General features: G+C 70.0%; 9 protein-coding genes. 5 read left to right on the top strand and 4 right to left on the bottom strand.

Annotated features, from left to right (window positions below; translation table 11 throughout):
• Positions 1-70 precede the first annotated feature (70 nt).
• A complete protein-coding gene (gene ggt / locus ACFO6Q_RS00650; RefSeq protein WP_380018543.1) occupies positions 71-1,768 on the bottom strand; it encodes a gamma-glutamyltransferase in 1,698 nt (565 codons plus the stop codon).
• 164 nt (positions 1,769-1,932) lie between these two features.
• Between ggt and ACFO6Q_RS00645 the strand changes: the two genes are divergently transcribed.
• The 3 genes from ACFO6Q_RS00645 to ACFO6Q_RS00635 are packed head-to-tail and all read left to right on the top strand — an operon-like array spanning position 1,933 to position 4,691.
• On the top strand, positions 1,933-3,498 hold the full coding sequence (locus ACFO6Q_RS00645; protein WP_380018542.1) for an ArnT family glycosyltransferase: 1,566 nt from the start codon (positions 1,933-1,935) through the stop codon (positions 3,496-3,498).
• Positions 3,495-4,340, top strand: a complete 846-nt coding sequence (locus ACFO6Q_RS00640) for an ABC transporter ATP-binding protein (protein ID WP_380018541.1) — start codon at positions 3,495-3,497, stop codon at positions 4,338-4,340. The genes ACFO6Q_RS00645 and ACFO6Q_RS00640 overlap by 4 nt, the downstream gene beginning before the upstream one ends.
• A 42-nt stretch (positions 4,341-4,382) precedes the next feature.
• Positions 4,383-4,691 carry a PGPGW domain-containing protein gene (locus ACFO6Q_RS00635; protein ID WP_380018540.1) on the top strand — a complete coding sequence of 103 codons (309 nt, stop codon included), beginning with the start codon at positions 4,383-4,385 and terminating at the stop codon, positions 4,689-4,691.
• Positions 4,692-4,724: 33 nt separating this feature from the next.
• Here the strand turns inward: ACFO6Q_RS00635 and speE are convergent, their stop codons facing one another.
• On the bottom strand, positions 4,725-5,597 hold the full coding sequence (speE, locus tag ACFO6Q_RS00630) for a polyamine aminopropyltransferase (RefSeq protein ID WP_380018539.1): 873 nt from the start codon (positions 5,595-5,597) through the stop codon (positions 4,725-4,727).
• A 131-nt stretch (positions 5,598-5,728) separates the two neighbouring features.
• Here speE and speA point away from each other — a divergent pair, with 131 nt between their 5' ends.
• Positions 5,729-7,618, top strand: a complete 1,890-nt coding sequence (gene speA / locus ACFO6Q_RS00625; RefSeq protein WP_380018538.1) for a biosynthetic arginine decarboxylase — start codon at positions 5,729-5,731, stop codon at positions 7,616-7,618.
• Positions 7,619-7,745: 127 nt separating this feature from the next.
• Positions 7,746-8,642 (top strand): NAD(P)-dependent oxidoreductase, encoded by an 897-nt coding sequence (locus tag ACFO6Q_RS00620; RefSeq protein ID WP_465251704.1) that lies wholly within the window; start codon positions 7,746-7,748, stop codon positions 8,640-8,642.
• A gap of 10 nt (positions 8,643-8,652) precedes the next feature.
• Here the strand turns inward: ACFO6Q_RS00620 and ACFO6Q_RS00615 are convergent, their stop codons facing one another.
• Together ACFO6Q_RS00615 and ACFO6Q_RS00610 are read right to left on the bottom strand one after the other, a co-directional pair.
• Positions 8,653-10,197 carry an outer membrane protein assembly factor BamB family protein gene (locus ACFO6Q_RS00615; protein ID WP_380018536.1) on the bottom strand — a complete coding sequence of 515 codons (1,545 nt, stop codon included), beginning with the start codon at positions 10,195-10,197 and terminating at the stop codon, positions 8,653-8,655.
• Between the two features lie 57 nt (positions 10,198-10,254).
• Positions 10,255-12,246: an outer membrane protein assembly factor BamB family protein gene (locus ACFO6Q_RS00610; protein WP_380018535.1), complete on the bottom strand. Its 1,992-nt coding sequence runs from the start codon at positions 12,244-12,246 to the stop codon at positions 10,255-10,257.
• Positions 12,247-12,279 lie beyond the last annotated feature (33 nt).

Below are 12,279 nucleotides of genomic sequence, written 5' to 3'. Positions count from 1 at the left end.
GCGGGAAGGGTACACCGCGGCGCGGACGGGCAAAAGCGAACCGCACCGCGCCCGCGGCGGCGGGGCGCGCTCAGTAGCCGGCGGCCTGGCCGTCCTTGCGTCCTTCCGAGGCGCCGACGTAGACCCGGTTCTTCGCGTCCCAGCCGATCGCCTGGTAGCCGCCGTAGGGGCCGTTGGCGAAGCGCACGGAGTGGCCCTTCTGCATCAGGCCGCGCACGGTTTCGTAGGGGAAGCCCGATTCGAGGTCGATCCAGCCGCCGTCGGTCATCGGCTCGGCCTGGCCCTCGGGCGAGGTCGAACCTTCGTGCTGGATGCGCGGCGCGTCGCCGGCCTCCTGCAGATTCATGCCGAAGTCGACCAGGTTCATGACGATCTCGACGTGGCCCTGCGGCTGCATGTCGCCGCCCATCACGCCGAAGCTCAGCCACGGTTCGCCGTTCTTCGTCACGAAGGCCGGAATGATCGTGTGGAACGGCCGCTTGCCGGGCGCGTAGGTGTTGGCGTGGCCTTCCTTCAGCACGAACATCTCGCCGCGGTCCTGCAGGATGAAGCCCAGCCCCGGCGGCGCCATGCCCGAGCCCATGCCGCGGTAGTTGGACTGGATCAGCGAAACCATGTTGCCGTCGGCGTCGGCGGTGGTCATGTAGATCGTGTCGCCGTCGAGCTTGTGCGTGCCCGGCTCGACCGCCTTCATCGCCTTGTCCGGCGAGATCGACTTGCGCCGCTCGGCGGCGTACTCCTTGGACACCAGCCATTCGACCGGCGCCCTGGCGAAGGCCGGGTCGGCGTAGAACTTGGCGCGGTCCTCGAAGGCGAGCTTCTTCGCCTCGACGAACAGGTGCACGTGCTCGGTGCTGCCGAACGGGATCTTCGAAAAATCGTAGCCTTCCAGGATGTTGAGCATCTGCAGCGCGGCCAGGCCCTGGCCGTTGGGCGGCAGTTCCCACACGTCGTAGCCGCGGTAATTGGTCGAGACCGGCTCGACCCATTCGCCGCTGTGCGCGGCGAGGTCCTCGTAGGACAGGAAGCCGCCGTTGGCCTTGAAGTAGTCGCCGATGGTGCGTGCGATGCGCCCCTTGTAGAACGCGTCGCGGCCGCCGTCGGCGATCGCCTGCAGGGTGCCGGCGAGGTTGGCGTTCTTCCAGATCTCGCCCTTCGCCGGCGCCTTGCCCTGCCGCGTGAACTGCTCGGTGAAGCCGGGGTATTTCGACAGGCGCGGCACCGACAGATTCCAGTAGTGGGCGATCAGCTCGGTGACCGGAAAGCCTTCCCGCGCGTAGGCGATGGTCGGCGCCAGCACGCGCTTCATCGGCAGCTTGCCGAAACGCTCGTGCAGGGCGAACCAGCCGTCGACCGCGCCCGGCACGCTGACCGGCAGCGGTCCGGTCGGCGGAATCGCCGTGTAGCCGTGCTCCTTGAACCATTGCAGCGTCAGCGATTTGGGCGACCGGCCCGAGCCGTTGTAGCCGTACAGCTTCTTCGTTTTGGCATCCCACACGATCGCGAACAGGTCGCCGCCGACGCCGTTGGAGACCGGTTCCATCAGGCCGAGCGCGGCGTTGGCCGCGATCGCCGCGTCGACGGCGCTGCCGCCGGCCTTGAGCACGTCGAGGCCGACCTGGGTGGCCAGCGGATGCGAGGTCGCGACCATGCCGTGCCTGGCGAGCACTTCCGAGCGCGTCGCGAACGGCTTGCCGGTGATGCGGTCGCCGGCCTGCGCGGCCGGGACGAGCAGAGCAAGCGACAACGCGGCGATCATGCGCTTCATGGGCGACCCCTGGGCGGAAAAGGAACAGCATACGACGGCGCATACCACCTGGAGCAGCGCGGGCGAGTTCCACCCGACGCGGTGCGACGTCTAGAATCCGCCGCCGCCCTGCGCTTGCGCACGGCGGGCTTTCCGATCCGTCCGAAGCCAAGCCAGGAGCACGCGTGAGCAGCAGTCTGCGCGCGAGAAACGCCGTTTCCCGCCGCCGGTCCGCGTGGATCGGCGTGCTGATCGCGCTCGTCGCCGTACTGGCGGCCGCGCTGCATGCCTGGCGCATCGCCGACGTCCCGCACGGCTTCTTCGTCGACGAAACCTCCATCGGCTACAACGCCTGGCAGATCGTGCAGACCGGCCGCGACGAGCACGGCGTGGCGTGGCCGCTGTATTTCCGCGCTTTCGGCGAGTACAAGAATCCGGTCTACGTCTATTTCCTCGCCGCGATCTACGAGGTCTTCGGGCTGTCGGAGACGGCCACGCGCGCGGCGAGCTTCGCCGCCTGGCTGATCGGCAGTCTGGTGATGTTCGGCCTGTTCCGGCGCCTGACGAACGATCGCGCGGTGCTGCTCTACGCGGTGCTCTGCCTCGGCTTCACGCCATGGCTCTTCACGCTGTCGCGCATCTCCTTCGAGGTCATCTCGCTATTGCCGCTGCTCGCGCTGCACCTGTGGGCGGTGCACCGCGCCTACGAAGGCGGCAACACGCGCTGGGCGGTGCTCGCCGGTCTCGCGCTCGGCGTGGCCGCGTACGCGTATTCCACGTTCCGCATGCTCGCGCCGCTGCACGTGCTGGCGGTGCTGCTGGTCTATCCGCGGCGCGAGTACCGCGGCCGGCACGCGTGGCTGATCGCCGGATTCATCGCGGCGGTGCTGCCGCTGGTCGCCTACGTGCTCGCGCATGCGGACAACCTCACTTCGCGCTTCGGCGAACTCACCTACCTGCACGAGCCGGGAACCACGGCCTGGGACAAGGCGGTCACGTTCGCGGGCCGCTACGTCGAATACTTCGGGCCGGACTTCCTCGCCCTGCACGGCGATTCCATCGTGCGCCACCACACCGGCTACGGCGGTCAGCTGCTGCTGGCGACGATCCTGCTCGCGCTGATCGGCCTGATGTGCGCATGGCGCCGCGGTTCGTCGTTCACGCGCCTGCTCGTCGCCGGTGCGGCGATCGCGCCGCTCGCCGCGGCGCTGACGCGCGACCACGGCCACAGCCTGCGCGCATTCTCGCTGGTGGTGTTCGCGCTGCCGCTGTCGGTGGTCGGCGCGATCTGGCTGCGCGAGCGCATCGGCGCCGCGGCGGTGGTGCTGCTCACCGCCTGCGCCGCCGTCCAGGGCGCGCTGTACACCCTGGACTACTTCACGCGCTACGCGGCGGCGACCGACGTGGTGTTCGTCAGCCGCGGATTCGAGCCGGCGCTGCGCGCGGCGCTCGCCCGCAGCAGCGGACGCGTGATCGTCGACGAGCGCCAGATCCAGCCCTACATCCACGCACTGTTCTATCAAGAGATCCTCGCCGTCGAGGACGGTCCCGCCGTGCGCGACCGCACCGTCCTGGTCGGCCGCGAGGACGCGTTGCGGCCGGGCGACGCGTACGTGATGTTCGATCCGATGTTCAGCTGCGCCGGTTGCCGCGAAGGACTGCCGGTGCGCGGGCTGTATGCGGTGAAGATCGCCGGCGCGGACGGCCGCGTGTCGCCGTCGTTCGCGCCCGCGGCGGGTTCGGGCCGATGAACGACACCGCCGATCCCGGCGCGCCGCTGATCGAACTCGAGCGCGCCACCGTCTGCCGCGGCGCCGTGCCGGTGCTGCACGAGCTGGACCTGCGCATCGACCGCCGCCGCCACACCGCGATCCTCGGTCCGAACGGCTGCGGCAAGTCGACCCTGGTAAAGCTCGTCACGCGCGAGCTGTATCCGGTCGCGCGCGAGGGCGCCGCGCCGGTGCGCGTGCTCGGCCGCAGCCGCTGGGACGTGTTCGCCCTGCGCAGCCTGCTCGGCGTGGTCGCGCCGGACCTGCAGCGCGATCTGCTGCGTGCGCCGGGCTTGACCGGCGAGGACGCGGTACTCAGCGGCTTCTTCGCCGCCCAGCGCGTGCCGGCGGACGGCGTCGACGCGGCGATGCGCGAGCGCGCGGCCGCCGCGCTGGCGCAATGCGATGCCGCGCATCTGGCCGCACGTCCGATCGCCGAGCTGTCCACCGGCGAGACGCGCCGCGTGCTGATCGCCCGCGCCATCGCGCATCGCCCGCAGGCGCTGCTGCTGGACGAGCCGACCACCGGCCTCGACGTCGCCGCCCAGGCGCATTTCCTCGCCACGCTGCGCCGCCTCGCGCGCGCCGGCACCACCCTGGTGCTGGTCACGCATCACGTCGAGGAGATCGTGCCGGAGATCGACCGCGTGATCCTGCTGCGCGGCGGCCGCGTGTTCGCCGACGGCGCGCCGGCCCAGGTGCTGACCTCGGCGCGGCTGTCGGCGCTGTACGGCCTGCCGCTGCGCGTGGAGCACGACGGCGGCGGCTGGCGCCTGGCCGGCGCCGATCCGAACGTTTCGTTCAGCACCGCGCGGGAACACTAGCGCGAAGGGCCGGCAGGCGCCGGCCGCGGAGAAGGGGAACGGATGTTCGAAGCCCTGCAACGACACTGGCGCGCGTTCCGCGACGAACCGGTCGGCAAGCGTTTTCAGCGCCGCTACCGCCGTCGCGCGGAACGTCCGAGCGGATGGCTGCGCAAGATCGGCGTGCTCGCCGCCGCCGCCGGCCTGATCATCGCCGGCCTGGCGATGCTGGTGCTGCCCGGCCCCGGCCTGCTCGCCCTGCTGCTCGCCGCCGTGCTGATCGCGGAGGAGTCGCTGCTGGCCGCGCGCGCGCTCGACCGCGTCGATCTGGCGGTCCATCGGCGCCTGGCGCGCCGGCGCCGCACGCAGTGAGGGGGCCGCCGCGTTGCGCGGCGGCCGTGGGGACTAGTCCCCCAGCGCCTCGCGCATGAACTCCGGCATCGCCAGCGCGGCGCGGTGGATGTCGACGTTGTAGTAGCGGGTCGGGAACTGCTTGGTCGCGGCGCCGCGCTCGCGGAAGCCGCTGAGATCGGCGCCCTTGCGCGCCATCGTGCAGCTCCACCAGCCGGTCGGGTACAGCGGCTGCGGGAAGGTCAGCGTGCGCACGGACTGGAAGTCGGCGAAGCGCATCGCCGAGCGCATCGCCTTGATCAGGTCCAGGTGCACCAGCGGCGATTCGCTCTGCTGCACGAGCATGCCGCTCGGGCGCAGCGCCTTGTAGCAGCTGGCGTAGAAGTCCGCGCCGAACAGGCCTTCGGCGGGGCCGACCGGGTCGGTCGAGTCGACGATGATCAGGTCGAGCGATTCGGGCTCGTGCTCGGCCATGTACTTGATGCCGTCGATGAACAGCAGCTCGGCGCGCGGGTCGCCGTTGGACTCGCACAGTTCCGGGAAGTACTTCTCGGCCAGGCGCGTGACGCGCTCGTCGATGTCCACCTGCACCGCGCGCTCGACTTCCTCGTGCTTGAGCACCTCGCGCAGCGTGCCGCAGTCGCCGCCGCCGATGATGACGACGCGCTTGGCGCGCGCGTGGGTGAACAGCGCCGGGTGCGACATCATCTCGTGGTAGAGGAAGTTGTCGCGGGTGGACACCATGGTGCAGCCGTCGATGACCATCAGCTTGCCCCAGTCGGTCGTGTCGTAGATCTCGATCGTCTGGAACGGCGTCTTCTCGGCGTGGAGAAGCTCCTTGATGCGCAGGCCGAACGACGAGCCGGAGCGCTCGTGCCGTTCGGTGAACCAACTTTGGTCGGAGGTCTGCTGTTCGGACGCGGACATCGGGCTTCCTGCGCGGTAAGGGCGGGGTTTTCGGGGTGGCGGATTGTAGCGGTTCCACGCGACGCCGACATACGCGGGACGCAACGCATCGTTACACTACGCAATTCCATCCTGGCGACCGGAGCACCGAGGTGAACGAACAGCGCTGGAGCGCCGACGAGGCGCGACATACCTGGGCGGTACCGCATTGGAGCGAGGGCTACTTCGACGTCGGCGCGAACGGCGACCTGCTGGTGCGCCCGCGCGGCGCGGAAGGGCCGACCTTGTCGCTGCCGGCGATCGTCGAGGCGGCGCGCGCGCAGGGTTCGCGCCTGCCGCTGCTGGTGCGCTTCGCCGACATCCTGAACGACCGCCGCATGCGCCTGCAGCGCGCCTTCGCCAACGCGATGCGCGAGTGGGACTACGCCGGCGGCTACACCGCGATCTATCCGATCAAGGTCAACCAGCAGAAGAACGTCGCCGGCGAGCTGGCCGCGAACGGCGGCGACGGCTTCGGCCTGGAGGCCGGCTCCAAGCCCGAGCTGATGGCCGTGCTGGCGCTGGCCCGCGCCGGCAGCACCGTCATCTGCAACGGCTACAAGGACCGCGAGTACATCCGCCTGGCGCTAATCGGGCGCCGGCTGGGGCTGGACATCTTCATCGTCATCGAGAAGCCGTCGGAGCTGCGCTACGTGATCGAGGAATCGCGCGCGCTCGGCGTCGAACCCCTGCTCGGCGTGCGCATGCGGCTGAAGAGCCTGGGCGCCGGCAAGTGGCAGAACTCCGGCGGCGACAAGGCCAAGTTCGGCCTGACGCCGCGCCAGCTGCTGACCCTGCTCGACGAGCTGAAGGCGGCGCAGCTGTCGCACACGCTCAAGCTGCTGCACTTCCACATGGGCTCGCAGATGTCCAACGTGCGCGACATCGCCAACGGCATGCGCGAGGCGGTGCGCTACTTCGTCGAGCTGTCGCGCATGGGGCTGCCGATCACCTACATGGACGTCGGCGGCGGCCTCGGCGTCGACTACGAGGGCACGCGCTCGCGCTCGGACTGCTCGATCAACTACGGCCTGGACGAATACGCCTCGGCGGTGGTCGGCGCGCTGGCGGAAGCCTGCACGGCGAACGGATTGAAGCCGCCGCACGTGCTGACCGAATCCGGCCGCGCGCTGACCGCGCACCACGCGGTGCTGGTGGTCAACGTCAGCGAGGTCGAGCAGGCGCCGGCGGGCGCCGTGCCGCCGCTGCGCGCCGACGAGCCGGCGGTGCTGCGCCGCCTGCGCGAGACGTACGAGGAGATCGGCCATCGGCCGCCGACCGAGCTCTACCACGAGGCGCAGTACCACCTGGCCGAGGGGTATTCGCTGTACGCGCTCGGGCAGATCACGCTGGCCGACCGCGCCGAGCTCGACGATCTCTACTACGCGATCGTCAACGCCGTGCGTTCGCGCCTGAAGCCCGACGAGCGCGTGCACCGGCAGGTGCTCGACGACCTCAACCAGACCCTGGTCGACAAGTACTTCGTCAATTTCTCGGTGTTCGAGTCCGCGCCGGACGTGTGGGCGATCGACCAGGTCTTCCCGATCGTGCCGATCGCCGGCCTCGACCGCGCGCCGGACCGGCGCGGCGTGATCGCCGACCTCACTTGCGATTCGGACGGGCGCATCGACCAGTACGTCGAGGCCGACGGCGTCGACGTCAGCCTGCCGCTGCATTCGCTGCGCGACGGCGAGCCGTACCGGCTCGGCCTGTTCATGGTCGGCGCCTACCAGGAGACGCTCGGCGACATCCACAACCTGTTCGGCGACACCGACGCGGTCAACGTGCGGCTGACCGACACGGGCTACGAGTTCAGCCACCTGCGCCGCGGCGACAGCACCGACCTGATGCTCGACTACGTCGGCTACGATCTCGCTGCGCTGCGCGCCGCGTACCGCGACAAGATTGCCGCCGCCGGCCTCGCCGGGGCGCAGGCCGGCGCGTTCGAGGCGGCGCTGGAGCAGGGACTGACCGGATACACGTATCTGGCCGAAGCGCAGTGATGCTGGTCGGACGCGGCAGCGAAATTGAAGCCTGAACCACGAAGGGCACGAAGGAAAGCGATGAATTGCCGTTTGCTTTCTTCGTGCCCTTCGTGCCCTTCGTGTTTCCCTTTTTCACTCGGCACACGTGCGAGTGCGGACCCCGGAGCCATCGCGGATGAATGAGTTGAAAGTCGGTTTCGTCGGACTTGGCGCCATGGGCCTGCCGATGGCGGGGCATCTGTCGCGCGCCGGGCTGCTCGCCGCGGTGTGGAACCGCTCGCACGACAAGGCCGCGGCGGCGGCAGCCGACTACGGCGTCGCCGCGCCGGCCACGGTCGCCGAGCTTGCGCGCGCCTGCGACGTGATCGCGCTGTGCGTGCCGGCCGATGCCGACGTGATGAACCTGGTGCAGGAGATCGCCGCGCACGCGCGCATCGGCACCGTCGTCGTCGATCATTCGACCGTCTCCTCGGTGACCGCGAAGGCGGCGCACGCGATCCTTGCCGAGAGCGGCTGCGAATTCGTCGACGCGCCGGTATCCGGTGGCGTGGAAGGCGCGAAGAACGGCAAGCTGTCGGTGATGGTCGGCGGCGAGGCCGACGTGCTCGAACGCGCGCGCCCGGCGCTGGAATGCTACGCGGCGAAGATCAGCCACATGGGCGAGGTCGGCGCGGGCCAGAACACCAAGGCGGTGAACCAGGTGCTGGTCGCCGGCATCGCGCAGGCGGTGTGCGAGGGGCTGGCGCTGTCGGAGAAGCTCGGCCTCGATCCGGAGCGCCTGCTGCCGACCCTGGCCGCCGGCGCGGCCGGCAACTGGTTCCTCGACAAGCGCGGCGCGACGATGCTGCGCGATGAGTTCGCCGTCGGCTTCAAGCTCGCGCTGCTGCACAAGGACCTGAAGATCGTGCGCGAGCTCGCCGTCGCCGCCGGCACCGACCGCTCGGTGATCGAGCAGTCGCTGGCCGACTACGCCGTGCTGCTCGCGCAGGGGCACGGCGACGAGGACATCTCGGCGCTGATCCGCCTCAAGCGCGGGCGCTGAGGATTCCGCTTCAGCCGTCGAAGCCGTCGTCGAAGATCGTATCGCCGAGCGGCAGGGCGAACTTCCACAGCTTGGCGTTGTTGTCGGTGACGTAGACCGCGCCGTCGACGACGATCGGACTCTGCCAGTGCAGCGGACCGATCGCCGGCGAGCTCCACAGCACGTCGCCAGTGTGCGGATTGCGCGCGTTGACGCAGACCCCGGAGCCGCTGGCGCAGACACCGGCGTTGAACAGCACGCCATTGGCGACGACCGGCGAGCTGGACCCGTTCGACGCGCCGGCCTTGGTCCAGCGCGCGGTCAGCATCGGCCGGTTGGCGCCGTCGAGGCCGAGCTGCAGGCCCGACATCCCGCTGCCGTTGCCGACGAACACCCAGGTCGAGTGGTCGGCCGGGTCGACCCACACCGCCGGCTGTTCGCGCATGAGGTCGTTCGGATAGCCGTTGCGGCCTTGCGGTGCGTCCAGCGCCTGCACTTCGCCGCCGACGTGGCCGGCGCCGCCCTGGCCGCTCATGTCGTCCAGGTCGATCAGCCGCAGCACGCCGTCCTTGCCGGCCTGCAGGCCCAGGTGCGCGATCGCGCTGCCGGCCGGCACCGGCACGATCGCCGGCGACACCGAGCCGAGGTCGATGTCACCGTCCTCCAGATGCTGGTACGTGCTCGGCGTGTAGCTGTCGTGCGGCAGGCCGTTGCCGGCGCCGCTGCCGTCCGCGGCCAGCGCGAGCACGCTGTCGCCCCAGTTGCGGCCGCCGGCATTGGCGTTGAACTGGCCGTTGCCGGTGGCGATGTAGAAGCGGTTCGTCGCCGCGTCGAAGGTGGCGCCGGCGCGGCCCCAGATGCCGCTGCGCAAGGCGGGGCAGTCGGTCGTGTCGTCGAAGTGCACGGTCTGGTCGCTGCACACCGTGTTGAAGACCTTCTGCGCGCCGCTGGCCAGGTCGATCGAGACGAGATGGCCCTGGTAGTTGCCGCCGTCGCCGATGTAGCCGTCGGTGACCACGGCGAGGTAGTGCGTGCCGCCGCTGGCGGCGACGGTGAAGCCGCCGGCGCCCTTTTCGACGTTGGTCTTCAGCGAGATCGTCTGCGGCCAGCCGCCACCGGTGATCTCGCCGCCGTCGCCGACACGATACTTGTGCGCCTTGCCGTCGAGGCCGTAGGCGTAGACGAACTGGCGGCCGGGATCGATCGCCGGCGAGGCGGTGGTCGGCTGCGTGCCGCTGGTGGTGTTGGACCAGGCCACGCTGCCGTCATTGGCGTCGACCGCCATCACGCGGCCGTTCTTGCTGAGCAGGAACAGCAGGTTGCGCGTTCCGTTGGCAGTGGCGACGCCGCTCAGGTAGACCGGCGCGCTGTCGACCGAGGCCGGCAGCGCTGCGCCTTTCGGATACGCCGACTGCAGCTGGGCCACGTTCGCGGTGGTGATCGCGCTCTCGGCCGGATTGAAGCCGCTGTGCGCGGCGTCGTAGCCGAACTGCGGCCAGTCGGCCGCCTGCGCCGCCAGCGGCGCGGCGAGACCGAGCAGCAGGGCGCTGCGGAGGGAGTGGGCAGGTGTTGTCATCGCAGTCTCCTTGGGCTTTTCCGTTTGCTGCAGGGAGCGGCAGGCGGGGTATCGGCTTCAATGCGACCGGTGGCCGGCGGGCAGCTCGAAGCCGTCGCGGAAGATCCAATCGTCGCCGGCGAACGTGACCGTGACCGTGCAATCGGCGCTGACCGGACCGGTAGTGTAGACCGAGCCTTTCAGGCTGCCGCCGCAGCCTTCGGCTTCGAACGTGCCGCCGGGCACGTCCGGCGTGATCGTGAAGCTCGTCGTCGCGCCGTCGTCGACGGTCTGCGCGGTCGACGGCGCCACGCTGCCGCCCGTCGTGAATTCCGGCGTGACGGTGTGCGTGAGGATCGCGAACGTCGCCTCGACGGTGCAGTCGGCGCCGATCGGGCCGGTGGTGTAGACCGAGCCGGCCAGGCTGCCGCCGCAGCCGGTGACCGCGTCGATGCGGTAGTGCTCGTCCGGCGTCGCGGTGAAGCTGGTCGTCGCGCCGTCGTCCACGGTCTGCGGCGTGTCCGGCGCGAGGCGGCCGTGCGCGCCGGCGCTGGGTGTGACGGTGTGGGTGGCGCCGGTGTCGCCCAGGTCGAAGCGGCTGAGCTTCGTCCCGGCCGCGACGTAGAGCGCGCCGTTGACGAGGATCGGGCTCTGCCACTTCAGGTTGCCGATCGTCGGCGAGGTCCACAGCACCGTGCCGTCGTGCGGATCGCGCGCGAACAGGCAGTTGCCGCCGGAGCACGAGCCGGCGTGGTAGACCACGTCGTTGGCGACGATCGCCGAGGTCGCATCGGCGTCCTGCGTCCAGGTCGACTGCAGGAACGGCTTGTTCGCCGAGTCGAGCACCAGCTTGAGCCCGGACAGCCCGGCGCCGTTGGCCATGAACACCCAGGTCGCGCCGTCGCCGCCGTGGTCGACCCAGATCGCCGGCTGCGTCTTCATCCAGAACTCGCTGAGCGGCACGTTGATCAGCTGGATCTCGCCGCCGACGCCGCCCGGCGCGCCGGTGCCGCTCATGTCGTCGAGATCGATCAGGCGCAGCTTGGAATCCTTGCCGGTCTGCAGGCCCAGGTGCTGCACCGTGCTCGCCGCCGGCACCGGCAGGATCGACAGCGAGGCCGAGCCGAGGTCGATGTCCTGGCCGTCGAGCTGGCTGTAGTTGGTCGGCGTGTAGCTGTCCATCGGCAGGCCGGCGCCGCGGCCGCTGCCGTCGGGCTTGAGCGCAAGCACGCTGTCGCCCCAGTGGAAACCGCCGGTGTGGGCGTTGAACAGGCCGTTGCCGGTGGTGATGTAGATGCGGTCGGTGGCCGGATCGTAGGTCGCGCCGGGCCGGCTCCAGATGCCGTTCTGCCGTTCGTCGCAATCGGTGGTGCCGGGATTGCCGTTCAGCACCATGTGGATCTCGATGTCGCTGCACAGCGTGTTGAACACCTTCTGCGAACCGCTGCCGAGGTCGATCGCGGTCAGATGGCCCTGGTAGTCGCCCTGGTCGCCGACGTAGCCGCTGTTGACCGCGTACAGGTAGGTCGCACCGCCGCTGGTGGCGAAGGCGAGCGCCGAGGCACCTTTCTCCACGCTCGGCTTGAGCGTGGCGATCTGCGGCCAGCCGCCGTCGAGAACCTCGCTGCCGTCGCCGATGCCGTACTTGTGCACCTTGCCGTCGGTGCCGTAGGCGTAGACGAACTGGCGGTTCGGATCGATCGCCGGCGAGCCGTCGGTGATGATCGGCGAAGAGGTGGTGGTGCCGGCCGTCCACACGATGGAGCCGTCGAACGCGTCGTAGGCGGTCAGGCGGCCGTTCTGCGCGGTGACGAACAGCAGGTCGCGCGTGCCGCCCGGCGTCTGGATCGCGCGCGCCAGCACCGGCGCGACGTTGGCGTTGCTCGCCATCGTGATCTGGTAGCGCCGCGTGAGCTGGGCCACGTTGTCGGCGCCGACGGTCGCCTCGTCCGGATTGTTCGAGCTGTGCGAGGGGTCGTAGCCCCACTGCAGCCAGTCGGCCGCCGAGGCGGTGGAGCACAGGCAGCAGGCGGCGAGCACGCCTGCGGAAAACGGCACCTTCGTACGCATGATCACTCCGGGATGGCGCGGCAGCACGTTCAG

Origin of the sequence: Dokdonella ginsengisoli (assembly GCF_042652785.1) — a bacterium.
GTDB lineage: Bacteria > Pseudomonadota > Gammaproteobacteria > Xanthomonadales > Rhodanobacteraceae > Dokdonella_A > Dokdonella_A ginsengisoli.
The sequence above is the reverse complement of the archived record's forward strand: the minus strand, read 5'-3'. Positions and strand labels throughout refer to the sequence as shown.

Excerpts from the sequence above, each read along its gene's own strand:
- ggt (WP_380018543.1), bottom strand. The coding sequence starts at position 1,768 with ATGAAGCGCATGATCGCCGCGTTGTCGCTTGCTCTGCTCGTCCCGGCC.
- ACFO6Q_RS00640 (WP_380018541.1), top strand. The coding sequence starts at position 3,495 with ATGAACGACACCGCCGATCCCGGCGCGCCGCTGATCGAACTCGAGCGC.
- ACFO6Q_RS00635 (WP_380018540.1), top strand. The coding sequence starts at position 4,383 with ATGTTCGAAGCCCTGCAACGACACTGGCGCGCGTTCCGCGACGAACCG.
- speE (WP_380018539.1), bottom strand. The coding sequence starts at position 5,597 with ATGTCCGCGTCCGAACAGCAGACCTCCGACCAAAGTTGGTTCACCGAA.
- ACFO6Q_RS00615 (WP_380018536.1), bottom strand. The coding sequence starts at position 10,197 with ATGACAACACCTGCCCACTCCCTCCGCAGCGCCCTGCTGCTCGGTCTC.
- ACFO6Q_RS00610 (WP_380018535.1), bottom strand. The coding sequence starts at position 12,246 with ATGCGTACGAAGGTGCCGTTTTCCGCAGGCGTGCTCGCCGCCTGCTGC.